Source organism: Cryobacterium sp. TmT2-59 (assembly GCF_004403545.1).
Lineage (GTDB): Bacteria > Actinomycetota > Actinomycetes > Actinomycetales > Microbacteriaceae > Cryobacterium > Cryobacterium shii.
The window spans coordinates 26,670-51,659 of sequence record NZ_SOGM01000013.1; the positions used below are offsets into that span (position 1 = coordinate 26,670).

At 68.9% G+C, this 24,990-nt stretch carries 24 protein-coding genes and 1 pseudogene; 15 read left to right on the plus strand and 10 right to left on the minus strand.

Annotation, left to right across the window (positions count from 1 at the left end; all coding sequences use genetic code 11):
• Positions 1-33 precede the first annotated feature (33 nt).
• The gene (locus E3T24_RS01605; protein WP_134367871.1) at positions 34-648 is read right to left on the minus strand and encodes a copper resistance protein CopC; all 615 of its coding nucleotides are present in this window, start codon (positions 646-648) and stop codon (positions 34-36) included.
• Between the two features lie 61 nt (positions 649-709).
• Here E3T24_RS01605 and E3T24_RS01610 point away from each other — a divergent pair, with 61 nt between their 5' ends.
• From E3T24_RS01610 to E3T24_RS01630, 5 genes are all read left to right on the plus strand, one after another.
• Positions 710-1,675: an EamA family transporter gene (locus E3T24_RS01610; RefSeq protein ID WP_134367869.1), complete on the plus strand. Its 966-nt coding sequence runs from the start codon at positions 710-712 to the stop codon at positions 1,673-1,675.
• 146 nt (positions 1,676-1,821) lie between these two features.
• Positions 1,822-3,006 (plus strand): ABC transporter substrate-binding protein, encoded by a 1,185-nt coding sequence (locus E3T24_RS01615; protein WP_134404738.1) that lies wholly within the window; start codon positions 1,822-1,824, stop codon positions 3,004-3,006.
• A gap of 2 nt (positions 3,007-3,008) precedes the next feature.
• A complete protein-coding gene (locus E3T24_RS01620) occupies positions 3,009-3,881 on the plus strand; it encodes a branched-chain amino acid ABC transporter permease (protein ID WP_160141074.1) in 873 nt (290 codons plus the stop codon).
• A gap of 4 nt (positions 3,882-3,885) precedes the next feature.
• Complete coding sequence (locus tag E3T24_RS01625) at positions 3,886-5,802, plus strand: branched-chain amino acid ABC transporter ATP-binding protein/permease (RefSeq protein WP_134367864.1); 1,917 nt, start codon at positions 3,886-3,888, stop codon at positions 5,800-5,802.
• Complete coding sequence (locus E3T24_RS01630; protein ID WP_134367862.1) at positions 5,799-6,506, plus strand: ABC transporter ATP-binding protein; 708 nt, start codon at positions 5,799-5,801, stop codon at positions 6,504-6,506. Before E3T24_RS01625 ends, E3T24_RS01630 begins: the two co-directional genes overlap by 4 nt.
• Positions 6,507-6,952: 446 nt before the next feature.
• On the opposite strand, the gene E3T24_RS01640 is transcribed toward E3T24_RS01630, so the two are convergent.
• The 6 genes from E3T24_RS01640 to paaA all read right to left on the minus strand — a co-directional run bounded on the left by E3T24_RS01640 (position 6,953) and on the right by paaA (position 11,627).
• Positions 6,953-7,726 (minus strand): enoyl-CoA hydratase/isomerase family protein, encoded by a 774-nt coding sequence (locus E3T24_RS01640; RefSeq protein ID WP_134367860.1) that lies wholly within the window; start codon positions 7,724-7,726, stop codon positions 6,953-6,955.
• 80 nt (positions 7,727-7,806) lie between these two features.
• On the minus strand, positions 7,807-8,988 hold the full coding sequence (paaE, locus tag E3T24_RS01645; protein WP_134403085.1) for a 1,2-phenylacetyl-CoA epoxidase subunit PaaE: 1,182 nt from the start codon (positions 8,986-8,988) through the stop codon (positions 7,807-7,809).
• Between the two features lie 2 nt (positions 8,989-8,990).
• Complete coding sequence (gene paaD / locus E3T24_RS01650) at positions 8,991-9,518, minus strand: 1,2-phenylacetyl-CoA epoxidase subunit PaaD (protein WP_134367856.1); 528 nt, start codon at positions 9,516-9,518, stop codon at positions 8,991-8,993.
• Complete coding sequence (paaC, locus tag E3T24_RS01655) at positions 9,512-10,342, minus strand: 1,2-phenylacetyl-CoA epoxidase subunit PaaC (protein WP_134409868.1); 831 nt, start codon at positions 10,340-10,342, stop codon at positions 9,512-9,514. Before paaC ends, paaD begins: the two co-directional genes overlap by 7 nt.
• A complete protein-coding gene (paaB, locus tag E3T24_RS01660) occupies positions 10,339-10,644 on the minus strand; it encodes a 1,2-phenylacetyl-CoA epoxidase subunit PaaB (protein WP_104102564.1) in 306 nt (101 codons plus the stop codon). The genes paaC and paaB overlap by 4 nt, the downstream gene beginning before the upstream one ends.
• Positions 10,644-11,627, minus strand: a complete 984-nt coding sequence (gene paaA / locus E3T24_RS01665) for a 1,2-phenylacetyl-CoA epoxidase subunit PaaA (protein WP_134367852.1) — start codon at positions 11,625-11,627, stop codon at positions 10,644-10,646. Before paaA ends, paaB begins: the two co-directional genes overlap by 1 nt.
• 138 nt (positions 11,628-11,765) lie before the next feature.
• Between paaA and paaI the strand changes: the two genes are divergently transcribed.
• From paaI to E3T24_RS01700, 7 genes are all read left to right on the plus strand, one after another.
• Positions 11,766-12,194, plus strand: a complete 429-nt coding sequence (gene paaI / locus E3T24_RS01670) for a hydroxyphenylacetyl-CoA thioesterase PaaI (protein WP_198416047.1) — start codon at positions 11,766-11,768, stop codon at positions 12,192-12,194.
• A gap of 22 nt (positions 12,195-12,216) precedes the next feature.
• Positions 12,217-13,536: a phenylacetate--CoA ligase PaaK gene (gene paaK / locus E3T24_RS01675; RefSeq protein ID WP_241976112.1), complete on the plus strand. Its 1,320-nt coding sequence runs from the start codon at positions 12,217-12,219 to the stop codon at positions 13,534-13,536.
• 96 nt (positions 13,537-13,632) lie between these two features.
• Positions 13,633-14,241, plus strand: coding sequence for a TetR/AcrR family transcriptional regulator (locus tag E3T24_RS01680; RefSeq protein WP_134367851.1), 609 nt, complete (start codon positions 13,633-13,635; stop codon positions 14,239-14,241).
• Positions 14,242-14,301: 60 nt separating this feature from the next.
• A complete protein-coding gene (locus E3T24_RS01685; protein ID WP_134367904.1) occupies positions 14,302-14,658 on the plus strand; it encodes a hotdog fold thioesterase in 357 nt (118 codons plus the stop codon).
• 61 nt (positions 14,659-14,719) lie between these two features.
• The gene (locus E3T24_RS01690) at positions 14,720-15,064 is read left to right on the plus strand and encodes a helix-turn-helix domain-containing protein (RefSeq protein ID WP_134367849.1); all 345 of its coding nucleotides are present in this window, start codon (positions 14,720-14,722) and stop codon (positions 15,062-15,064) included.
• 72 nt (positions 15,065-15,136) lie between these two features.
• Entirely contained in the window at positions 15,137-15,649 is a 513-nt protein-coding gene (locus E3T24_RS01695) for a universal stress protein (protein ID WP_134404744.1), read from the plus strand.
• 9 nt (positions 15,650-15,658) lie between these two features.
• The gene (locus E3T24_RS01700; RefSeq protein ID WP_134434215.1) at positions 15,659-18,412 is read left to right on the plus strand and encodes an HAD-IC family P-type ATPase; all 2,754 of its coding nucleotides are present in this window, start codon (positions 15,659-15,661) and stop codon (positions 18,410-18,412) included.
• A gap of 98 nt (positions 18,413-18,510) precedes the next feature.
• On the opposite strand, the gene E3T24_RS01705 is transcribed toward E3T24_RS01700, so the two are convergent.
• Complete coding sequence (locus E3T24_RS01705) at positions 18,511-20,664, minus strand: DEAD/DEAH box helicase (RefSeq protein WP_134434216.1); 2,154 nt, start codon at positions 20,662-20,664, stop codon at positions 18,511-18,513.
• A 261-nt stretch (positions 20,665-20,925) separates the two neighbouring features.
• Between E3T24_RS01705 and E3T24_RS01710 the strand changes: the two genes are divergently transcribed.
• The 3 genes from E3T24_RS01710 (at position 20,926) to E3T24_RS01720 (ending at position 23,729) form a co-directional block, all read left to right on the plus strand.
• Positions 20,926-21,402, plus strand: a complete 477-nt coding sequence (locus E3T24_RS01710) for a GNAT family N-acetyltransferase (protein WP_134403088.1) — start codon at positions 20,926-20,928, stop codon at positions 21,400-21,402.
• Positions 21,399-22,559, plus strand: coding sequence for an FUSC family protein (locus E3T24_RS01715; RefSeq protein ID WP_241976114.1), 1,161 nt, complete (start codon positions 21,399-21,401; stop codon positions 22,557-22,559). The genes E3T24_RS01710 and E3T24_RS01715 overlap by 4 nt, the downstream gene beginning before the upstream one ends.
• A 90-nt stretch (positions 22,560-22,649) precedes the next feature.
• The gene (locus tag E3T24_RS01720; RefSeq protein WP_134404752.1) at positions 22,650-23,729 is read left to right on the plus strand and encodes an alpha/beta hydrolase; all 1,080 of its coding nucleotides are present in this window, start codon (positions 22,650-22,652) and stop codon (positions 23,727-23,729) included.
• 25 nt (positions 23,730-23,754) lie between these two features.
• On the opposite strand, the gene E3T24_RS17625 is transcribed toward E3T24_RS01720, so the two are convergent.
• Positions 23,755-24,066 (minus strand): AzlD domain-containing protein, encoded by a 312-nt coding sequence (locus tag E3T24_RS17625; RefSeq protein WP_134367837.1) that lies wholly within the window; start codon positions 24,064-24,066, stop codon positions 23,755-23,757.
• Positions 24,067-24,141: 75 nt separating this feature from the next.
• Positions 24,142-24,852 (minus strand): annotated as a pseudogene (locus E3T24_RS17630) (AzlC family ABC transporter permease); the annotation flags it as partial.
• Between the last annotated feature and the right edge of the window lie 138 nt (positions 24,853-24,990).

A 24,990-nucleotide genomic window follows, 5' to 3' on the forward strand; every position in this document is an offset into this window, starting at 1 on the left:
AGGAGTGACGTGCTATTCGGGCTGCGCGGGCGATCATGGTGTGCGCCGGGTGCGGCGGCGGATCGCGAAGAGGGCGACGGCCCCGGCGAGGACCACTGCGGCGGCAGCGGCGGAGATCCAGGCGGCGTCGGGAACGGTGCCCCCGGGCTCGGCCGGAGCGGCTGTGGCATCCGTCGACCCGGCGGCCTGGCCGCAGGTCGGCACCGCCGCAGACCCGGCCGCCAGGGCCTGCCCCTCGGCCGGCTGCCAGGTGAACGAATACTCCTCGGACACCGGATGCCCGTCGGCCGACACCGCCTGCCAGGTGACGGTGTATTCGCCCGGCTGCCCGAGCTGGGCCGTGGTCTCGATGCTGGGACCGGCCAGCGTGACGCAGCCGTCGCCGTAGTACAGCGGCGTGGTCGCGTCCGCCGGACCGCTGATCGCCATGGCGCGACCGGAACCCTCGCCCAGGTCGACCAACTCGTCGTTCGTCGTCACCCGGAACATCCCGGGCTGCTCGGTGACGACCGCGCCCTCCGCCGGCGAGTACTCGACCGCATCGTTGTGCGCGAGCGCCGGGGAGGCCGACCAGCCCAGCGCCGCCGCGACCAGGCCGGCACCCAGGAGCACTCGGACAGATCGGCGCTGAACCTTGTTTCTTCGCATTACTCGAGCCTAAGCCGCCGCGGGCGGCGGCATGGGCCTCCGATCGGTAGGCTCTGGTTCTATGCTTACCGCTGTTCTGGGCCTGACCGGCGCGCTCATTTTCGGCAGCGCCGACTTCCTGGGCGGCCTGGCCGCCAAGCGCATCAGTTCGGTGCTGGCGACGGCGGTCGCGGCGACCTCGGGGCTGGTCGCCCTGCTGCTCTTCCTGCCGTTCGTGGGCGGAGCCTGGTCGGCCGAGGCCGTGCTCTGGGGCGCGGCGTCCGGAGTCAGCGGCGCCATCGCCATCTCCCTGCTCTACGCCTGCCTCGCGATCGGGCCGATGAGCATCCTCTCCCCCCTCACCGCCGTGGTGTCGGCGGTGGTGCCGGCGACCGTGGGGCTCGCGGGCGGCGACCGGCTGGCTCCGATCGGCTACTGGGCGCTGGGTCTCGCCCTGCTCGCGGTTGTGCTCGTTGGCTTCGTGCCGGAGCGCGGCGCAGTGCGGCCGAGCCTGATCGGCGTGCTGATGGCACTGGGTTCGGGAGCCATGATCGGCGCCTTCATGATCATGATCGACCTGACTCCCGAGGACAGCGGACTCGTTCCACTGGTGCTGAACCGCGCGGTGAACGGGTCGATCATGTTCGCCGTCGTCGGGCTGCTTGCCCTGGTCGCGCTGCGCCGGCGCCGCGCGCTCACGGTCGCCGGGACCCTGCCGGCGACGACCGGCGAGGCGGGAGCCGACGCGATCGCGAATGCCAGTGCCGACACCCAGACGAATGCCGACGCCACGTCCCACCGCCGGTCGACCCTGTTCATAGGCCTGCGCCTCGCGGCCGCCTGCGGCGTGGTCGATGTGGTCGCCAATTTCCTGCTGCTGCTGGGCATCCGTGCCGGTGATCTGAGCGTGATGAGCGTATTGACGGCCATGTATCCGGCCGGCACGATCCTGCTCGCCGCCGTGGTGCTCCGGGAACGGATCGCCCCGGTTCAGTGGCTGGGCCTGGCGCTGGCACTGGCGGCGGCCGGCATGCTCGCCCTGGCCTGACGGCGCGGAACGTCACCCACTCGTTACCAACGAGTACGTCCGAGACCCTTGCCCCGAACGATGGCGCCACGATACTGTCAGGCCACACCTGAATTAGTGAACGACTGGTCGGTCACTAATTATCTGTTCCTCTGAAGGAGATTCCAATGAAGAAGTCTCGTCTGCGTTTCATCGCGCCGATTGCCGTCGTCACAGCCCTTGCGCTGGCCGGATGCAGCACCTCGAACCTCGGGGGAACGGCTGACGCCGACCCCGCCGCGGAGGCAGGGCCGATCAAGATCGGCGCCGTTCTCGACGTCACCGGCGTCGGCGCCAGCCTCGGCGTCCCCGAGCAGAACACCCTCACCATGCTGGCCAAGCAGCTCAACGCCGACGGCGGCATCGACGGCCGCGACGTCGAGCTCACGATCGTCGACAACCAGTCGACCGAAGACGGCGCGGCCAAGGCCACCAGCAAGCTGATCGAGAGCGACAAGGTCGACCTCATCATCGGCGCCTCACGCACCGGGCCCAGCCTGGCCATGCGCCCCATCGCCGAAGCCGCGAAGGTCCCGATGATCTCCGTCGCCGCCAACATCGCCATCGTCGAGGGCTCCCAGTGGGTCTTCAAGACCGCGCAGAACGACGTGGTGGTGATCGAGCGCATCCTCGACGACGCCAAGGCCAAGGGCTACACCAAGCTCGCCCTCGTTCGCGACGCCACCGGATTCGGCGAAGGGGTCGCGGACTACATCACGAAGCTCGGCGCCGAGCGCGGCATCACCCTCGTCATGACGGAGGCCTTCGAGCCGAGCGCCACCGACTTCACCCCGCAGATGACCAATGTGCGCGGCTCGGACGCGGACGCCGTCATCATCTGGGGCATCAACCCCTCCGCCGGCCTGGCCCAGAAGGCCTACGTGCAGCTCGGCGTGAACAAGCCGGTCTACCACTCGCACGGCATCTCGAACCAGGCGTTCTTCGACGCTGCCGGTGACGCCGCCAACGGCGTCATCGCCCCGATGGGCCGCCTGCTCGTAGCCGACCAGCTGGCTGCCGACAACCCCCAGAGCACGGTCATCGACCAGTTCAAGGCGGACTACAGCAAGGCCTACAGCGAGCAGCCCTCCGGTTTCGCCGGCCACGCATTCGACGCCTGGCACATCGCCGTGAACGCGATCGACGCGGTCGGCACCGACCCCGAGGCCCTGCGCACCGAGCTCGAGACCGCCAAGTGGACCGGCATCTCGGGGGTCTTCAAGATGACCGCGAAGAACCACTCCGGCCTTGACGCCTCCGCCCTCATCCTGGCTGAGGCCGAGGATGGTCGCTGGAACCTCCTCAAGGACTGATTGTGCTCACTGATTTCCTGCAACTGACGGTGGCAGGGCTTTCACAGGGATCTGTGTACGCCCTGCTCGCCGTCGGGCTGATCGCCGTCTACACCGTGCGCCACGTCATCAACATCGCCCAGGGCGAGTTCGCGATGCTGGCCGGCCTGGGCTCCGCCTGGCTCGTCGCGGCGGGCATGCCCCTCTTCCTCGGGGTGCTGGTCGCCATCCTCACGGTGACCCTCGTGGCCATCGCGATGGAACGGCTGATCATCGCGAGGGTGAAGAAGCTGACTCCGCTCACGTCCATCATCCTGACCCTCGGCGTCTCCACGCTGCTGCAGGCGATCATGTTGCTGGCCTGGGGTCCGGAGGCCAAGGGGGTGCCCCTGTTCCCGGGGACCAACATCCTGATCGGTGGCGTGAGCATCCGTTCGCAGGAATTCTGGATGATCGGCGCCCTCGTCGTGGTCGGCGGGGGAATCGTGCTCTTCTACGAGAAGTCCCGCTGGGGCAAGGCGTTGAGGGCGTGTGCGGAGCAGCCCGTCGCGGCGCGCATCGTGGGGATCTCCCCCGTTGCCGCGTCGGTGCTGGCGTTCGCGATTGCAGGATTCGTCGGGGCGGTCGCCGGTGTGGTGGCCTCCCCGATCTACCTCTCCCTCTGGTCCGGTGGCGTGCTGCTCGGGCTCAAGGGCTTCGTCGCCGCCGTCCTCGGCGGATTCGTCTCCTTCCGTGCGGCGATCGTCGGGGCACTCCTGCTCGGCATGATCGAGGCCTACGTGGCCGGCTATGTCGCATCCGGCCTGAGGGACGGCGCCGCCTTCCTCATCCTCATCCTTGTGCTCGTCGTCCGTCCCCAGGGCCTCGTTCTCAAGCCCACAGCGGTCAGGGTGTAGCGAAATGACACATGCAACCACACCGGTCCCCGCCGGGATGCGCTCCCCCGGAGCCCGTTTCTGGATGAACAACAAGAGCATGCTCATCGGCTGCGGCGTCCTCGTCGTTCTGATGATCGTGGTCCCCTTCACGGCCAGTTCCTCGGTCATGAACATCGTCGTGTTCGCGATGATCTTCGCCCTGCCGGCCATCGGGCTCAACCTGCTGATGGGCCTGGCCGGGCAGGTCAGCCTCGGGCAGGCCGCGTTCTTCGCGATCGGTGCGTACACGCACGCGATCTTGCTGACCAAGCTCGATCTGCCCGGTCCGGTCGCGGCCACCATCGGCGTCCTCGCCGCGATGCTGGTCGCCCTGCTCGTCGGCCTTCCGCTGATGCGCCTGCGCGGCCACTACCTCGCGTTGGCGACCCTGGGACTGGGCTTCATCGTGATGATCGGCGTGCGCGAATGGGACGTCACCGGACGCACCACGGGCATCTACGGCATCTCGCGGCCCACGGTCTTCGGGATCCCGATCGACAACAACGGGTTCTTCCTCTGGTTCGTGACGCCGTTCGTGGTGATCGGGCTGATCCTGGCCCTCAACCTCACCCGCAGCCGCGCCGGTCGCGCCCTCTCGGCCGTCAACGACTCCGAACTCGCCGCCGAGAGCCTCGGCGTCAACACCTACGCCCTGCGGCTGAAGGTCTTCGTGCTCTCCGCCGGGTTCGCCGGCCTCGGCGGCGTCTTCTACGCGTACCAGGTCGCGATCGTGAGCCCGTCGACCTCCGAATTCCACCTGTCGGTCTCGATCCTGCTGATGGTCGTCATCGGTGGCCTCGGATCGGTCTGGGGCGCCGTCGCCGGCGCCTTCCTCGTTCAGTTCCTCGGCGAGGGCATGCGCGACATCATCCCGGCCATCTTCCCCGGCGCCACCGGCGAGGTGCAGCTGCTCGGCTACGGCATCGTGCTGATCCTGGTGATCCTGCTGCTCCCCGGCGGCCTCTTCCAGGCCGCGACCACCCTGTGGCAGAAGCTGCCGTTCGGGGGGAAGCGCCCGCCCGTCGACGCGCATGCGCACGCCGCTGAGGACGACACGACGATCCCGCAGCTCCCGGCGGTCAGCACTCCGGTCGCGGCCGGCGAGCCGATCCTCGTGATCTCCGGCCTCACCAAGCGCTACGGGGGTGTCGTCGCTGTCAACGATGTCAGCCTCTCTGTGCCGGCCGGCAGCATCCTGGGTCTGATCGGGCCCAACGGTGCCGGGAAGACGACCTGCTTCAACATGATCTCCGGTGCCCTGACCCCGACTTCCGGCACGGTCACGTTCCTCGGTCAGGTCATCTCCGGCCGCAAACCGCACGTGGCCGCCGCGCACGGGCTGACCCGCACGTTCCAGAACCTGCAGGTGTTCACGTCGACGGATGTCGTCGGCAATGTGTACATGGGCCGGTATCGCAAGGGCAGCGCCGGCGTGCTCCGCGGCATGCTGGGACTGCAATCGAGCGAGCAGAGCGCCCACCGCGCCGCGTCCTACGAGATCCTGGCGTCGATGAGGCTGACGGATGCCGCGGACGACTCGGCCTCGGACCTCTCGTTCGGCAAGCAGCGCATCATGGAGGTCTGCCGGGCCCTGGCCGCCGAGCCGGCCCTGCTGCTGCTCGACGAGCCGATGGCCGGCCTGTCCGGCGCGGAACGCGACGTGATGGCCGAGCTGCTGCGGCGGTTGCGGGCCGCCGGGCTCACGATCGTGCTCGTCGAGCACGATGTGGCGCAGGTGATGAGCCTCGCTGACCACGTCGCGGTTCTCGACGACGGCGTGCTCATCGCACACGGAGACCCGGAGTCGGTTCGCAACGACCCGGCCGTCGTGGTGGCCTACCTGGGCACGGACCTCGATGAGGCCGAAGCGGAACTGATCGAGTTGGAGGAGCACGCATGACGCTAATCGTTTCCGGCCTCGACGCCGGCTATGGGAAGCTCGCGGTGCTGCACCAGGTCTCCTTCGAGGTGGCGCGCGGGGAAATCGTGGCCGTCGTTGGTTCGAACGGGGCCGGCAAGACGACCCTGCTGCGGGCCGTGAGCGGCCAGATCCGGCCCACCGCGGGCAGCGTGACCCTCGAGGGCCGCACGATCACCGGCAAGCCCTCGGAGAAGATGGCGGGCTTCGGCCTGACCCACGTGCCCGAGAACCGGCTCTGCTTCCCCACCCTCTCGGTGCGTGACAACCTGATGCTGGGCGCCTGGACGAAGAAGGGCAACGGTGACGTCGAGTCGATCCTCGATTTGTTCCCCCGGCTGCGGACCCGCATGGGTCAGGCCGCCGGTACGCTCTCGGGCGGCGAGCAGCAGATGGTGGCCATCGGGCGCGGCCTGATGGCCGACCCGACCGCGATCATGCTGGACGAGCCGTCGATCGGACTGGCGCCGAAGGTGGTCGCCGAGATCATGGAGGTGCTCTCCCGGCTCTGCGTCGAGAAGCAGCTCGCGGTGCTCCTCGTGGAACAGAACGTGCGCGCCTCGTTCAAGATCGCGCATCGCGCGGTCGTCATGCACCGAGGACGGGTGGCGCTCACGGGGACGCCGGCCGAACTGGTGGAACTGCCCGAGGTGCACAACGCGTACCTGGGCGGCGCGGCCGCGTAGCGGGCCGGTTGCGAAGCGCGGGCTGCCCATTACGGCAACGCACGCGAGCTCAAAGGAGGAGGGGTGCGCATCTGCGGATGCGCACCCCTCCTCTGTTCTCGCCCGGGGCATCCGTCGTCAGGCGCCGGGGGGGGCTACGCGGGTGCTGCGCCGCTTCGCGCATGGCGTGCCACCAGCGCAGCGGCGTAGGACGCGCGTGGCCGGGACGCGCGGGGATGATCCGGTCAGTCGCGGCCTCTGAACGCGGCCGGCATTTAGGCCCGCCGGGCACGGGCAACTAACGAATTCGACGGAGATTTTGCCAAAAATTGCCCCGAACACCTCCGGAAACCCCTTTTAACGCAAAATCTCCGTCGAATTGGTTCACACGACATCGGGTCTGGCGGTTGGGGTGAGCGGGGTGTGCGGGGTGAGCGGGGTGAGCGGGGTGAGCGGGGTGAGCGGGGTCAGTCGCGGCCGGTGAAGACGGGCTTGCGCTTCTGCTGGAAGGCGGCAAAGCCCTCGCGATAGTCCGCGGTGTCGCAGAGCGCCGCCTGGGCCCGGTTCTCCGCCGCGACACTCTGCCAGAGACCGAGGCGATCGTCCCGGAGGGCGCGCACCAGTTCCTTGCTGGCGAGGAACGCCTGCGTCGCACCATGCGCGGCCCGCTCGGCGGCCCGCTCCGTGGCATCCGTGACCTGGTCGGCCGGGAAGACCTGGCTGAACAGGCCGGAGGCCACGGCCTCCGCTCCCGACATGAGGCGGCCTGAGTAGATCAGGTCGAGCGTGCGATGCGCGCCGAGCCGCTCCACGAACAGGGCGTGCCCGCCCGAGTCGAGGGTGGCGCCGAGGTTCGCGAACGGGGACCCGATCTTCGCGGTGTCGGCGACGTAGACGACATCCGTGGCGATCAGCAGCCCGAGGCCCACGCCGAGGCACGCCCCGTGCGCGGCGGCGAAGGTGGGGGCCGGGAACGCGCTCATCCGCTGCAACAGCGGGGTGACGAGTCCCCCCAGGAAACCCATCACGTCGTCGTCGCGCGGGTCGACGCCCGAGATGTCGCGGCCGGCGCAGAACGCCCGCCCCTCGCCGCGCAGCACGAGGGCGCGCACACCCGCCGCCTCCGCGGTCTCGTAGGCGGCCTCGAGGTCGGCCAGGGCCGCCTGGTCGAGGGCGTTCAACTTGTCCGGGGCGTTCAGGACGACGTAGGCAACGTCGTCCGTGATGGTCAGATCGATCACGGGAACCGCTTTCTGCGCTTGCGCGCCGTACCTATTTATTAGCGCTTCAACGCGCGCTTCTGCTGGCGCTCCAACGGGCGCTATACGTCGTAGTCGACGACGACCTTGTCGGTCGTGGGGTGCGACTGGCAGGTGAGCACGTAGCCGCGGGCGATCTCGTCGGGCTCCAGGGCGTAGTTCTCGGTCATCGTGACGTCACCGCTGACGAGCTTGGCGCGGCAGGTGCCGCACACTCCCCCGGCACAGGCGAACGGGACGTCGGGGCGCACGCGCAGGGCGGCGTTCAGGATGCTCTCGTGCGCGTTGACCGGCGTGGTCACCGTGGCGCTCTCGCCGTCGAGGGTGAACTCGATCTCGAAGGTCTTGTCGCCGATCCCGACGATGACCGGCCGCCCGGTGTCGCCGGAGGCGTGCGTCGGCTCCCCGGTCGTGAACAACTCGAACCGGATGTGGCTCGGCTCGACGTCCACGCTCTCCAGGGTGTCCCGGCACAGCTGCACCAGCTCGAACGGGCCGCAGAGGAACCACTCGTCGACCGCGGCGGGACGGATGATGTTGGCCAGCATCAGGCGCAGCTTCTCCTCGTCGATCCGGCCGGAAAGCAGCGACGAGGACCGGGTCTGGCGGGAGAGCACGTGGTGCAGTGCCAGCCGGGCCGGGTACTTGTCCTTGAGGTCGGCGAGTTCGTCGAGGAACATCACGTCGAGTGCGGTGCGGTTCGTGTAGACGAGGGTGAAGCGCGAGCTGTCGGAGCGTTCGAGCACCGTGTGCGCGAGCGACATCAGCGGCGTGATGCCGCTGCCGGCGGCGATGCCGACGATGTGCTTGTCGTCGAGGGAGTCCAGGGCGGTGGTGAAGGTGCCCTGCGGACTCATCACGTCGATCTGGTCCCCGGCGCGCAGTTCGGTGTTCGCCCAGCTGGAGAAGACGCCGCCGAGGTCGCGCTTGATGGCGACGCTGACCGATCCCACCGCGCGGGGGCGGCAGATCGAGTAGCTGCGGCGCAGCTCGCGGCCGTCGATGGTGGCGCGGAGGGCCAGGTGCTGCCCGGGGTCGTAGTCGAACTCCCCCTGCAGCTCCTCGGGGACCGCGAAGGTCACCTCGACGCTGTCCTGGGTGAGCTGGCGCACGTCGGCCACGGTCAGGGTATGGAACCGGGCGCGGCGTTTCGTGCCCGCGGCGGGGGCGCCCTCGTCGGAGCCCTCGTCGAGGACGGTGACGGTCGTTCGGGAATCGGTACTGCCCAGATTGAGTGCGGCCATGGTTACAACACCTTGAAGTAGTCGAACGGTTCGAGGCAGTCGCGGCACTCGTAGAGTGCCTTGCACGACGTCGAACCGAAGCGGGCGAGTTCCCGCGTATTCAGTGAGGAGCAGCGCGGGCACTTGACCGCGAGCTGGAGCCGGACGGTGCCGGTCGGGCGCACGCCGGAGTGACCGGTCGGAGCGGCGATGCCGTAGCTGACCAGCTTCGCCTTGCCCTCTTCGCTCATCCAGTCGGTGGTCCAGGCCGGGGAGAGCACGAGCTCCACGGTGACGTTGTCATAGCCGGCGCCGGTGAGCGCCGTGGTGACGTCGTCGCGCATGGCTTCCATCGCCGGGCATCCGCTGTAGGTCGGCGTCAGGATGACGTGGGTGCCGTCCGCGGTCACGGCGACCGACCGCAGCACGCCGAGGTCCTCGATCGTGAGCACGGGCACCTCGGGGTCGCAGACCTCGGCGGCGATGTCCCAGGCCCGTTGCGAGGCCGCGTCGCTCGGGCGCGGACGGGCGATCGATGCCACGTCTACCATTTCGCGTCGGGGTGCGCCCGGGCCAGCACCTGCATCTCGGCGAGCAGCGGCCCGAGGTTCTCGGAGTGGTCGCCGCGGCGGCCGCCCCCGGAGGAGATGAAGCCGCGGGGAACCTCGAGCTCGGCTTCGGCGAGGACGGGGAGCATGGCGGCCAGAACCGTGGCCTCCAGGGTAGACGGTCGAACGGCGACGCCCTCGAGCCGGTCGATCAGCGGCTCGTCGACGAAGAGCTCTTCGACGAACGGCCACAGGTCGGAGAGGCCCGTGATCATGCGCCGGCGGGATTCCTCGGTGCCCTGCGCGAGGCGCAGCACCCATTGGATGGAGTGGTCGCGGTGGTAGTCGACCTCCTTGACCGCCTTCGCGGCGATCGCGGCGAGCGTCGCATCCGTCGACTCCATCAGAGCGCTGTACAGCTCGAACAGGTAGTGCGCGGCGATGAACTGTCGGGCGATCGTGTGGGCGAAGTCGCCGTTGGGCTGTTCGAACAGGTGCGCGGAGCGCCACTGGGGTTCGTCGCGCCAGTAGGCCAGGTCGTCCTCGGTGCGGTCCGATTCGGCGCCGGCGTAGTGCAGCAGCGAACGGGCGTGCCCGATCAGGTCCAGGGCGATGTTGCCGAGGGCGATGTCCTCTTCCAGTTCAGGGGCGCGGGAGATCCACCAGCCCAGGTTCTGGGCCAGAACCAGGGAGTCGTCGCCCAGCCAGAGCGCGTATTCGGCGACGTCGTGCGAGGCGACGGATGCCGCTTCGACCAGTTCGGCGGAGAGCTCGACCTTATCGACGTCGACGTGGCCGTGTGCGTCCTGCTCGATGGTGTCGCTCACAGGTGCTTCACCCCTTCACTCTTCGTGTAGTAGCTGGCGTGGCGGTAGTTCTTGCCGGCGGGCGATTCGAAGAACGCACCCTTGGCATCCGGGTCGCTCGTGGTGATCGCGTCGGCGGGCACGACCCAGATCGAGACACCCTCGTTGCGGCGGGTGTAGAGGTCACGGGCGTTGCGCACCGCGAGGGTGGCGTCGGGGGCGTGCAGGGAGCCCACGTGGGTGTGGCTGATTCCGCGGCTGGAGCGCACGAAAACCTCCCAGAGGGGCCAGATCTCCTTCTCGGATGCACCGGGAGCGCTCATTATGCGACCGCCTTCACGGCCTGCTTCGCGGCGTACGCGGCAGCAGCCTCACGCACCCACTGGCCCTCGTTGTGTGCGTCGCGGCGGCGCTGGAGGCGCCGCGCATTCGCCGGCCCGCGGCCCGCGAGGACCTCGTGGAATTCGGTCCAGTCGATTTCACCCATGTCGTACACACCTTTTTCTTCGTTCCAGCGCAGGTCCGGGTCCGGCAGCGTGACGCCGAGCACCTCGGCCTGCGGCACGAGCATTCCGACGAAGCGCTGGCGCAGTTCGTCGTTGGAGAACCGCTTGATGTTCCAGGCCATCGACTGCGCCGAGTTGGGCGAGTCGTCGTCGGGCGGTCCGAACATCTGCAGGGCCGGCCAGTACCAGCGGTTGACCGATTCCTGGGCCATCTCGCGCTGGGCGGGCGTTCCGTTCATCAGCTCGAGCAGGATCTCGAAGCCCTGGCGCTGGTGGAAGGACTCTTCCTTGCAGATGCGCACCATGGCGCGGCCGTACGGGCCGTAGGACGCCCGGCACAGCGGCACCTGGTTGCAGATCGCGGCGCCGTCGACGAGCCAGCCGATCGAGCCCATGTCGGCCCAGGTGGGGCTCGGGTAGTTGAAGATCGACGAGTAGCGGGCCTTGCCGGCAATCAGCTGCTCGGTCATCAGGTCGCGGCTGATGCCGAGGGTCTGCGCGGCGGAGTAGAGGTAGAGACCGTGACCGGCCTCATCCTGCACCTTGGCCAGCAGGATCGCCTTGCGCTTCAGGCTGGGCGCCCGGGTGATCCAGTTGCCTTCCGGCTGCATCCCGATGATCTCGGAGTGCGCGTGCTGGGAAATCTGCCGGATGAGGGTCTTGCGATAGCCCTCCGGCATCCAATCGCGCGGCTCGATTCGTGAATCGGCGGCAATCAGGTCGTTGAACTGCTGTTCCTCGGCGGAGACCGTGTCGGTACTCTCCGGGGCGATAGCGTAGGGAACTGGCGGGATTGTCATCTTTGACTCCTGGGCTTGGCGAAGTTTTACCAACCGATCGTTCAGTTAGTATATGGTTTCCCTACTAGCCCCACAACCACGTGTTGCGGTTGCGGCACACGGAACTCAATTCACACGGAACTCAATGAGGAGAACCACATGACGGATGCTCCACCTCCCTCCAACGGGGCAATGATGATGAACGACCGGGCGTCCGCCGCTCTCGGGATGGTCGTGCACGCATCCGAGCCGGGCCGGGCCGTCGTGTCCATGCTCCTGCGGGACGACATGATGAACGGATTCGATGTCACCCACGGCGGGATCGTCTTCGCCTTGGCCGACACCGCGTTCGCGATCGCCTGCAACGACGACCACCACGTGACGCTCGCGTCGGGCGCCGACATCACCTTCCTGAAGCCGACCACCGTCGGGCAGACCCTGACCGCGACCGCCGTGCTGCGCACCAAGAGCGGCCGCTCCGGCCTCTACGACGTGCGGGTCGCCACCGAGCACAACGTGCCGATCGCGGAATTCCGCGGCCGCAGCCGCACCACCAATTTTCCTCTCCCCGGCACCGCCGCTCACTAATTCACTTCCACCAGGAGGCCTCATGTCAACGATGACCAAGACCCGCTTGCACGCTCCGGCCCAGGATGAACTCGACCTGGAAGAGCGCATGTCCCGGGACGAGCTGCAGGCGCTGCAGCTGACCCGGCTGCAGAAGACCGTGCGCCTCGCGTACCAGAACGTGCCGCTCTACACCCGCAAGTTCGACGAGGTCGGCGTGCACCCCGATGACATCCGCACCCTGGATGACGTGTCGCTGCTGCCGTTCACCACGAAGGACGACCTGCGCGTCTCCTACCCGTTCGGCATGTTCGCGGTGCCGATGGACCAGGTCGCCCGCATCCACACCTCCTCCGGCACCACCGGGCTGCCGACCGTCGTCGGCTACACCAAGAACGACCTCAAGATGTGGGCCGGCCTGGTGGCGCGGAGCCTCCGCGCCTCGGGCGTGCGCCCCGGCATGCGCGTGCACAACGCCTACGGCTACGGCCTGTTCACCGGCGGGCTCGGCGCGCACGCGGGCATCGAGGCGCTCGGCGCCACCACGATCCCGATGTCCGGCGGGCAGACCAACAAGCAGGTCAAGATGATCCAGGACTTCCAGCCCGACGTGATCATGTCCACCCCCAGCTACCTCCTCACCATCACGGATGCCATGGTCGCGGCCGGCATGGACCCGCGCTCGTCCAGCCTCAAGGCCGGCGTGCTCGGCGCCGAGCCGTGGACCAACCAGATGCGCCTCGAGCTCGAAGACCGCCTCGACTTCGACGCCCTCGACATCTACGGCCTCAGCGAGGTCATGGGCCCGGGCGTCGGCAACGAGTGCATCGAGACCAAGGACGGCCCCCACCTGTGGGAGGACAACTTCCTGCCCGAGATCATCGACGGCGACTCCGGCCTGGTGCTCCCGGACGGGACCCAGGGCGAGCTCGTGTTCACGTCGCTGACCAAGGAGGCCTTCCCGGTCATCCGTTACCGCACCCGCGACCTGACCCGCCTGCTGCCCGGCTCCGCCCGCCCCGGCATGCGCCGGATGGAGAAGATCACCGGCCGCAACGACGACATGATCATCCTTCGCGGCGTCAACCTGTTCCCGACCCAGATCGAGGAGATCGTGCTCGGCATCGAGCACCTCTCCCCGCACTTCGTGATCGAACTGACCCGGCCGAACCGAATGGACGAGCTGACCGTGCGGATCGAACGGCACGAGCACGCGACCAACGCATCCTCCGACATCGCCGCCGCGCTGCTGATCCACCGGATCAAGGACCTGATCGGGTCCAGCGTGAGCGTTCTGATCGTCGAACCCGGAACCCTCGAGCGCAGCACCGGCAAGCACAAGCGTGTCTACGACCTGCGCTGAGCGGGCCGTACTGCGCTTTTCCCGGGAAGGGCGTTTCGACGCCGGTTCGCCCGCGCCTCGACGCGGGCGGGCCGGGTCGTGAGAGACTTCTCGGTAATGTCTGAGCGACCTGTCACCAAACGCGGCCGTCCCGGCTATGACCAACGCGCCATTCTCGAGGTCGCGGTCGCCGCGTTCAACGAGTTCGGCTACGACGCGACGTCGATGGGCGTGCTCGCGACGCGGCTGTTCCTGTCGAAATCGGCGATCTACCACCACTTCTCCTCGAAGGAGGAGGTGCTGGAGCTGGCCCTCGACGAGGCCCTCGACGGGCTCGAAGGGGTGCTGCGGGACGAGAACGCCCGGGTCGGCCCGGCGATCGACCGGCTGGCCTGGGTGCTGCGCGGGGCCGTCGAGGTTCTGACCTCCCGCCTGCCCTACGTGACCCTGCTGCTTCGGGTGCGCGGAAACACGGTCGTCGAACGCACCGCGCTGGCCCGACGACGCGCCTTCGACCGGGCCGTGTCGGCGCTCGTGACGGAAGCTCGCGACGAAGGCTCCCTGCGCAGCGACATCGACCCTCGAATCGTGACCCGCCTGTTGTTCGGCATGGTCAACTCGATCGTGGAGTGGTACCGGCCGGAAGGCCCGGAGGATGCCGAGACGCTCGCCGACGACGTGCTCGCGGTGGCCCTCGACGGGCTGCGCGTGCCGGCCGGGAACTGAACGGAAGTGGGAAAAGTGAACGAGAACTGGAAGATCACGCTCGGCGAACTGGACGAGAAGATGGGGGTGACCATCGTCGAACAGTCCGCGGAACGGGTGGTCGCGACGATGCCGGTGGAGGGCAACCGGCAGTCGTTCGGGCTGCTGCACGGCGGGGCATCCGTCGCCTTCGCCGAGGCCCTCGGCTCGTGGGCGGCCGTGATCCACGCCGGCCCCGGCCGCAGCGCCGTGGGACTCGACATCAACGCGACGCACCACCTCGCGGCCCGGTCGGGCATCGTCACCGGCGTGGCCACGGCCATCCGGCTCGGCCGCACCATCGCCTCGCACGAGATCGTGATCAGCGACGACCAGGGCCGCCGCCTCTGCACGGCCCGCATCACCAACCTGATCATCGAGGCGCCGGAGCGGCCGTAGTCCGTCCACGGGCTCGAGACCGCCGACACCTGCGCGACGCCGGTGGACTACTCTCGCTTAGATGAACGCATCGGACCCTGACCAGGAACCCCGACTTGCCCCCGGGAGCGACGCCCGCTGGACGTTTCTGACCAACCACGCGCACGTTCTCGTCACGATCGCGCGCGATCCGCAGTGCCGGATGCGCGAGGTGGCCTCCCGGGTGGGCGTCACCGAGCGCGGCGCCCAGAAGATCATCGCCGACCTCGTGGCAGACGGTTACATCACCAGAACCAGGATCGGGCGGCGCAACAACTACCAGATCGCCACCGGGCGACCGTTCCGGCATCCGGTGTCCGACGGCCACGAACTCGACGAGCTGCTCGCCGTGCTGGTGCCGACCCCGCCCCCCACACTGGACACCTGAACCGCAGTTCACTAATCTGGGAGTGTTCTGATCGTTCTGCCTTACTCGTCACCTTAGTCCGGAGAGTCCGCCGTGAGCACCGAAGGCACCACCCCAGCAGCCAGATCGGAAACCGCCGCGGCCACCAGGCAACCGCCGGCACCGCCCGGCAGCATCGTCGTCGGCCACGACGGCTCGACCTTCGCGGACCACGCGCTCAGCACGGCCTTCGGGCTCGCCGACCAGCTGCACGCCCCGATCGTGATCGTGCGCGCCTGGTCAATCGACACCGCCCCCAGGCCCGCGAGCTGGGAGTTCGGCTACGTATCGTCCTTCGCCGAATACTCCGACGCGGTTCGGGCAGCACTGATCGAAGACACCGCAGCGATGGTGCACGCCTTCCCGCACGTGAGCGTCGACTACCGGGCCGTGCATGCGGGGCCGGCCCGAAGCCTGATCGAGGTGTCGCGGGACGCGCGCATGCTCGTGGTCGGTTCCCGCGGCCGCGGCAACCTGGCCGGCCTTCTGTTGGGCTCGGTCAGCGACCAGTGCACCCGACTCTCGGTCTGCCCGGTGCTGGTGACGCGCAAGCCGGCGACGGGCTGACCCAAACGGATGCCTGCCACCTGGTCCCCAGCGGAGGCAACCGAGCACGCCGCCTGGCACACTCTCTCGGCCGCTGAAACCACCACGGCCCAGGACGTCGACGCCCGCACCGGGCTTGCCGCCTCCGCCGTCGATGACCGCCGGCGGCGTTACGGACCGAACCTGCTTCGTAAGCCGAAGCGCGTGCCGACCTGGCGCAAGATCGTGCGCCTTCTGGCCGAGAAGATGACCATCGTGCTCTTGGTAGCCGCGGTCGTCAGCGCCGTCGTCTCGCGGGAGCTGGAAACGCCAATCGTGATCCTGGCCGTGATCATCCTGAACACCGTCCTCAATTATGTGCAGGAGCGACGGGCTGAGAGCAGCCTCCAGGCGCTGCAAAAGCTATCGGAAGGCAGGGCCGTCGTTCGCCGGGGCGGCACCGAACTCGAGGTGCAGTTCTCCGAGCTGGTGCCGGGCGACATTGTGCTCCTCGACGCCGGCGACTCCGTTCCGGCGGACGGCCGGGTCATCGACGTTGCCGGCCTCCAGGTGGCGGAGGCTGCCCTGACCGGGGAATCCGAACCGGTCGGCAAAACCATACCCGCGCTGGACAATGCCGGACTGCCGCTCGCCGACCGCACCAACATGCTCTTCATGAACACCTTGGTCACCCGCGGCCGGGCCACCATGGTGGTCACCGACACCGGCATGGGCACGGCCGTCGGCGGCATAGCGGTGCTGCTGAACGAGGTGAAGAACGACAAAACGCCTTTGCAGCGGAGGATCGACCAGCTGGCCCAGCTGCTCACAATCGCGGCGCTGGTCGTGGTGGCGATCGTCTTCGTGCTGGGCCTGCTGCGCGGGGAGTCCTGGACCGAACTCCTGATCACCGCCGTCTCGCTGGCCGTTGCGACCATTCCCGAGGGTCTCACCGCGGTCGTCGCGTTCACCCTGGCGATGGGTGCCTCGCGACTGGCCGCCCAGGGCGCGATCATCAAGCAGCTCTCGGCGGTGGAAACGCTCGGCAGCGTCAGCCACATCGCCACCGACAAGACCGGCACGCTGACCATGAACGAGATGACGGCCCGCCGGCTGCACACCCATGGCCGCGATTTCCGCATCACCGGCGAGGGCTACTCCACCGATGGCAGGATCCTCACCGCCGACGACGCCCCAATGCCTGACCTCACGGAGGCGTTCCTGACCATGGCCCTGTGCAACGACGCCGTGCTGCACGACGGCGTGCTGGTCGGCGACCCCACCGAGGGGGCCCTGGCCGTGCTGGCCGAGAAGGGCGGCATCGACGTCGCGGGTGCGAGGCGGACCCACCCCCGGGTGGCCGAAGTGCCCTTCGACTCCGACTACAAATTCATGGCCACGTTCCACCGACCGGCCGAGCCGACGAGCGGACTCCCGCAACCCGGACACCGCTGCTTCGCCAAGGGCGCGCCGGGCGCCCTGCTGCCCCTGACCGACTCCGTGCTCACCGACGACGGCCTCCGCCCTCTGGACGACACTCTGCGGCAACGGATCCACGACACCATCCAGGAGCTGGCCGGGGACGGCCTTCGCACCATCATGATCGCCGGACGCACCCTCGACGCCGGCACCGTTCCGGGCGAGGACTCCGGTCGCTCGTTGGTCACCGGGCTGACCCTCTACGCCATCGTCGGAATCGTCGACCCACCCCGGGTTGAGGCGGCCGAGGCTATTTCGGTGGCGCTCGGCGCCGGCATCCGCGTGCACATGATCACGGGCGACCACCTGGTGACGGCCTCGGCCATCGCCCGCAACCTGGGCCTGCCGGGCGAGGCTGCTGCCGGTGCCACGCTGGACGACCTCGACGACCACGAGCTCGCCGTCTACGCCGCCGATTATGGGGTTCTCGCGCGGGTCACCCCGGCCCACAAGATCCGGGTGGTCAGGGCGTTGCAGGCCGGCGGCGATGTCGTGGCCATGACCGGGGACGGCGTCAACGACGCGCCGGCACTGAAGCAGGCCGATATCGGCATCGCCATGGGTATCACCGGCACGGATGTCTCCAAAGGCGCCGCAAACATGATCCTCACCGACGACAACTTCTCCACGATCGTCTCCGCGGTGCGGGAGGGACGCGGAATCTACGCCAACATCCTGAAGTTCGTCCGGTTCCAGCTGACCACCGCGTGGGGATTCGTGCTCATCTTCCTGATCGCGGGCGTCACCGGCTGGGCCGCTGGTGCGCCGTTCACTGCGCTGCAGATCCTCTGGGTCAACATCATCATGGACGGCCCACCCGCACTGGCGCTCGGCCTGGATCCGGCCGAACCCGGCACGATGAGCCGGCCTCCGCGCCCGTCGGACGAACCCCTGATCACTCGGGACCGGATGCTGCGCATTCTCGGGCTCGGCCTCGTCATGGCCGCGGGCACCCTGACCGTGTTGACTCAGGCGTCCCCGCTGTTCCCGGAAAGTGCTGGGAACCCAGCCTTCGCCACAACCCTTGCGTTCACCACCTTCGTCTTCTACCAGGTCTTCAACCTGCTCAACGTGCGCTCGGACACCCACTCCGTCTTCTCACTTCAGACGTTCACCAACCGCAGCATCTGGCTGGCACTCACCGCGGTGATAGTCCTGCAGATCCTCGTGGTGCAGATCGACGTGCTCCAGGCGCTCTTCGACACCACCGCCCTCACGCCGACCCAGTGGGGCCTCTGCGTACTGGTCGGGTCGTCGGTGCTATGGATCGAGGAGATCCGGAAGGCCATCGTGCGGGCAACCGGTCGTCGGGCGGCTCGCCGCTGAGGCTTTCCTGCCCCGGAACGCGCGGAGGGGCACCCACCGTGACGGCGGGTGCCCCTTCTTCAGGTGCTGCTGTGCGGTACTGCCGGGTGCTGCTCGGGTTAGATGCCCGCGAGGTCGCGAACCGCGGAGTCGCCCGGGGTCGCGCTGGTGAAGCTGGCCTCGATCTCGGCCCGGTCGAGCAGGTCGTCCATGCGGCGGCGACGCTGCTTCGGGATCAGCGTCACGACGGTGCCGGACTTGCCGGCGCGGCCGGTACGGCCCGCGCGGTGCAGGTACGTCTTGTACTCGTCGGGAGCGTCGGCCTGGATGACCAGATCGATGTCGTCGACGTGGATGCCGCGGGCCGCGACATCCGTTGCCACCAGCACGTTCACGCGTCCGCTGGTCAGCATCTGCAGGTTACGAGTGCGGCGGGCCTGGTTCAGGTCGCCGTGCAGGCTGGTCGCCTTCACGCCGGCGTCTTCGAGCTGCTCGGCGAGCTGCTCGGCGTAGGCGCGGGTGCGCGAGAAGATCAGCGTCTTGCCCTGACGGTCGACGAGCTGGCCGATGATGGCGCTCTTGTCACGGTGCTCGATCATGAGCACGCGGTGGTCGATCGTGGAGGAGGCCTGGTCTTCACCGGCGACCTCGTGCACGGCCGGGTTGGTCAGGAATTCCTTGACCAGCTGGGCGACGCCCTTGTCGAGGGTGGCGGAGAAGAGCAGCTTCTGGCCGCCCTTCTTGGTCAGGCGCAGGATGCGCTGAACCGGCTCGAGGAAGCCCAGGTCGCACATGTAGTCGGCCTCGTCGAGGACGGTGACGACAACCTCGGACAGGTCGAGACGACCCTGCTCGATCAGGTCTTCGATGCGGCCGGCGGTGCCGATGATGATGTCCACGCCGCGCTGGAGGGCGCTGACCTGACGGTACTGCGGGACCCCGCCGTAGATCTGGGTGGTGAAGAGGCCGACGCTGCGGGCGATGGGCTGGATGGTGCGGTCGATCTGCAGGGCCAGCTCACGGGTCGGGGCCAGGATGAGCGCGCGGGGCTTGCGGGCCATCTTGCGGTCCTTGGCGCCGTTGTTCTCCAGCAGCTTCTCCACGAGGGGAGCGCCGAAGGCGATGGTCTTGCCGGAGCCGGTCTTGCCGCGGCCGAGCACGTCGCGGCCGGCGAGCACATCCGGGATGGTCGCGGCCTGGATCGGGAACGGGGCCGAGGCGCCGAGGGTGGCGAGCTCGCGAACGATGTTCTCGCCGAGCCCCAGGTCGCCGAAGGTCACACCGACGACTTCGGCAGCCGTCGTCGCGATGGCTTCCAGACGCTCGAGCACCACGTCGTCGCCGGCGGCGAAGTGCGGCTTGGAGTCGCGGTCCGGGTAGAAGTTGCTGGAGTGGCCGCCCTCGGAGTGTGAACGCTCGTTGCGTGCCGGGCGGTCGTTGTTGTACGCCGGACGATCCATGCGGGCGGGACGGTCGCCGTAGGACGGACGCTCGGTGCGAGCCGGGCGGTCGTTGTTGTACGCGGGACGGTCCGTGCGGGCGGGACGGTCACCGTAGGACGGACGATCAGAGCGAGCAGGGCGGTCGTTGTTGTACGCCGGACGATCCGTGCGCGGACGGTCGTTGTTGTAGGCCGGACGATCCGTGCGGGGACGGTCGTTGTTGTACGCCGGACGATCCGTGCGCGGGGCGCGGTCACCGTAGGCCGGACGATCGGAGCGGGCCGGACGGTCGCCGTACGACGGGCGGTCGTTGTTGTACGCCGGACGATCCGTGCGCGGGCGGTCGTTGTTGTACGCCGGACGATCCGTGCGCGGGCGGTCGTTGTTGTACGCCGGACGATCCGTACGGGGACGGTCGTTGTTGTAGGCCGGACGATCCGTACGGGGACGGTCGTTGTTGTAGGCCGGACGATCCGTGCGCGGAGCGCGGTCCCCGTAGGCCGGACGATCGCTGTTGTAGGAGGGACGGTCGTTACGGGGACGGTCGCTGTTGTACGAGGGGCGGTCGCCGCGCGGGGCGCCACCGGTGGAGGGGCGATCGCTGCGGTTCGGGCGGTCGCCGTAGGCGGGACGATCGGGACGCTGGCCGTAGGCAGGGCGGTCGTTGCCGGCAGGGCGGCCGGCGGCACGGTCGGCGCGTTCGCCGGCGTTCCAGCGGGCCTTCTTGGGCGCACCATCGTCGGCGTGGTGGCCGCGGTGTCCGGGGCTCTTGCTGCCGCCCTTGGACGGTCCGCCCTTGGCGGCGTACTTCGGATCAAAATTTTTAGGCATGGAGACATTCCTGGGTTGTGTTGAGTACATGGCAGAACAACGACGCACACGCGACGCAACCTGAGAACCCGGGCAGTCTATGGCCGGGGCCGTTCACATACAGTGATTTTTCACCAGCGGATTACTGGGAAACCGGCCCATCCTGACTTACAAACCCATCCGCGCACACAAAAACAAACACGGTGTCAAGAGCCGACCTGCCTACGTTACCTGATTGACGCCGAAATGTCACGGCCGGTCTGCAGCGTCTACGCTTATTTGATGCTGATGACCATCGCCATCGAGTCTCCGCGTCCGGCCGAGATCGCCGCCCTGCTGCGGCTGAGCGCCGACTTCGCCCAGTCCCTCTACCCGCCCGAAAGCAACTTTCTGCTGAGCGCCGACGAACTCGAGCAGCCCGGCGTGCGTTTCTACACGGCCAGGGATGACGACGGCCGCGCCCTCGGCATTGCCGCCCTGGTGGCCGCAGATGACGCTGCGACGGCGGAGCTCAAGCGCATGTTCGTGCACCCGGAGGCCCGCGGCCAGGGCATCGCCGGCCGCCTGCTCGACCGGATCGAAACGGATGCGCTGGCCGGCGGCATCCGTGAAATCGTTCTGGAGACGGGGCCGGACAGTGCCGCGGCGCTCGCGTTCTACCGCACGGCCGGTTACCGTGAGATTCCCCGGTTCGGCCAGTACATCGGCGAGGAGTTCAGCGTCTGCTTCGCCAAGGCCCTGGCGGAGGGGTCGCTGTGAAGCGGGCAAGGGGCACCCTGACCCGGGCGGCAACGGGCAGCGCCCCGATGGCACGGAAGTCGTTCTTCTGGATGGGGACGACGGCCACCAGCCCGCGGATCGTGCAGGCCCTCAAGGCCGCCGTCGCCGTCGCGATCGCCTGGTCGATCGCGCCGCTCCTGCCCGGCGTGGCCGACGACTACCCCTACTACGCGCCTCTGGGTGCGCTCGTGAGCATGTACCCGACGCTGATGAGCTCCGTGCGGAACGCCCTGCAGACCCTGGGCGGCCTGGCCGTCGGAATCCTGCTCGCCGGGGCCGTCATCGTTCTCAGCGAACCCAACGTGTTCACCATCTCCCTCGCGGTCGGCGTGGGCGCCGTCATCGCGGCCTCCGGCTGGTTCGGCGCCAACCGCGAGTACATCCCGGTCACCGCCCTGTTCGTGCTGATCGTCGGCGGGCCGAATGCCGACGGCTACTCCATCGGCTACCTCGAGCAGATGACGCTGGGAATCCTGGTCGGCCTCGCCGTGAACCTGCTCTTCTTCCCGCCGCTCGCCTTCGAAGCCGTCGGTCACCAGCTGGCCCTCTTCCGTCGAACCCTCGCCGAGCACCTGTCGGAGGTCGCCGACGCGCTCGCCGACAGCTGGCCACCCGAAAAGGACGGTTGGGCCTCCCGCAGCCAGGAGCTCGTGGCGGTCGGCCGCGCCGTGCGGGCGGCGGTGAGCCACGCCGACGACAGCCGCAAGGGCAACCCCCGCGCCCGCCTCCACCGGCGGGATCTCCGCACGGACTACGACGACCTGGCCGCGCTCGAGACCGTCACGTTCCATGTGCGCGACCTGACCGAGGTGCTCACCGGGGCGGTCTGGGGCACACCGGTGCAGCTCGAGCTGCGGCCCGAACTGCGGCCGGCGCTGAGCCGCGCGCTGCACGCCGTGGCCGCGGTGCTGCGGGACTGGGACCCGGACGAGGGCGCGACGGCCGCATTCACAGAAGCAGAGGCCGCCCTCCAGAATTTGATGACGGAACTGGACGAACGGAAGGCCTCGGCTCCGGCGACGTCCATGGCCGTCGCGTCGACCATCTCGATCAGCATCACCCGGATCCTCGCGGCCCTCCGGCCGGAGGAGGCGGAGGAGACCGCGCCTACCCCGGATGCCGCGCCGCCACGCTGAGCGTTCGCGGGAGCCGACCCGGGAACGGGATTCGGTGCGAGGCCGGGCACGATCTATCCTCGAGACACCTACCCGCAGCTCGGAGCATCCGTGATCATCGGCCCCCGCCTCACCCGATTCGGTTCACGCCGCGTCCGCATCACGGCGATCCTCGGCGCAGCGGCCGTCGCACTCACCGCGACGACCCTGCTGGCCGGGCTCCGCCCCGCACCGCACGACGTGACGCCGGACGAGCCGGGCGCCGCCGACAGTGAACTCGTGACGACGGAGATCATCGGCATCCGGACCATCGCCCCACCCGAAGGCGTGACGGTCGACACGGATGTCCTGTACGGCACCCGGGCGGACGGCGCCCAGCTCACCCTCGACGTCTGTTCCCCCGCCGAGGCCGCACCGGAGGCAACGGCGTCCCCGGCGCCGACGGCCACGGATGCGGCGGCGACCGAGGCGGCGGCCGGCCCCGCGTCTGCGCGGCGCCCCGCCGTTCTCTCGGTCCATGGCGGCAGCTGGAACCACGGGGACAAGGGCAACAGCGACTGGCGGGCGGTTTGCACCTGGCTCGCGAGCGAGGGATTCGTGGCCTACTCGGTGAATTACCGCCTGGTTCCGGATGCCCTGTTCCCCGCCGCGATCGATGACCTGGGCCTGGCCGTGGAGTGGATGCGCCAGCCCGACCACGCCCTGCGCTACGGCATCGACCCGGATCGGATCGGCGCCTTCGGCGGTTCCGCGGGCGGCAACCTTGCCGCCCTCCTCGGTGCCCGGGGCTCCGGGCCGCTGACCGAGGGGTCGCGGGTGGCCGCGGTCGCCGAACTGACCGCACCGGTCGATCTCAGCTATCAGGGGCTCGTGACCGGCGGCGCCCCGTTCGGGCTGCAGCGGCTCGTGCAGCGTTACCTGGGCTGTGCGGCGCCGACCGACTGCTCCGCCGCCGAGGCCGCGTCCGTAGCCAACAAGCTCGACCCGAGCGACCCGCCCGTCTTCATCGGGGCGTCAATGGACGAGTTCATCCCGCTGAGCCAGTCCACCGGGTACGCGGACGCGCTCGAGAGCCAGGGAATCCCGCACGAACTGGTGACCGTGCCGGGAAGCTACCACTCGATCGGCATCCTCGACGAGGCCATGCGCGCGAAGGTCTCGGCGTTCCTGCACGCGGCCCTGGACGATTAGTTCCAGGGCGACCGGCCCCGCGCGACTAGCTCCAGCCGAGGAGGCGCAGGCCGGCTGCCGCGGCCGCGCCCACGACCACCACCACCAGGAACGGCGCCCGCAGCCAGAGGGCGACGGCCGCGGCCGCGAGGGCCCCGATCCGGGCGTCGAGCACGAGTTCCTGGCCGGTCGCGACCGTGTTCGCGACCGTCAGGGACGCCAGCAGGCCGATCGTCAGGGTGCCGGCCACGCGGGCGACCCGGGGATTCGTGAGCCACCGGCGCGGCACGAGATAACCGAGCAGTTTCGTGAGGAAACCCACCGCGCAGGCGACCAGGATCCAGAGCCACAGGGTCACGAAACGGCTCCCGTCCCGGGCTCGCCCGGCCGTCCCGGGCTCGCCCGGCCGGTCAGTCTGGGGGCGGGGAGCGGGATACGGGTCGATGTCGGGCTCCAGCCCCTCACCCTCCGGACCGCGCCGGAAGCCGAACCAGCCGATGGCGCCGGCGACGACGGCCGCCACGAGGATGGGCACGCCCGGCGGCACGACCGGCACGGCGAGCACGGTCGCCAGCGCGCAGACCACCGCGATCGCGCCGGCCTCCCGCGACCGGAGCCGGGGCCAGAGCAACCCGAGGAACGCGGCCACCGCGGCGCCGTCGAGTCCCCACTGCTTCGGGTCTCCGAGCGCGTCGCCGGCGAGCGCCCCGACCAGTGTGAACGCGTTCCACAACACGAAGATGCCGACTCCGGCCACCCAGAATCCGCGCTTCTGCTCGACCGGGTCGGACTGCCCGGTGCTCGTGGCGAGCGATTCGTCGATGGTGACGTGGGCGGCGGCCAGGCGGCGCCAGCCGCGGGGGTGCAGCAGCGCGTTCAGCTGCATGCCGTAGACCGCGTTCCGGATGCCAAGCAGGGCGGCCGCTCCGGCGGCGGCCACGGGGGTGCCGGCGCCCGCGATCACACCGATGAACGCGAACTGGGAACCCCCGGAGAAGAGCAACAGGCTCAGCGCCGACGTCTGCCAGAGCGTGAGTCCGGACGCCACGGACAGGGCACCGAACGAGATGCCGTAGAGTCCGGTCGCCACCGCGATCGACAAACCGACCCTGGCCCCGGGGGACTGGCGGAGAGTGGTCGGCACCGCTCAATGCTATTGGTGCGCGGGCCGCTATTGGTCCGCAGGGCTATTGGTCCGCAGGGCTATTGGTCCGCAGGGCTATTGGTCCGCAGGGCTATTGGTCCGCAGGGCTATTGGTCCGCAGGGCTATTGGTCCGCAGG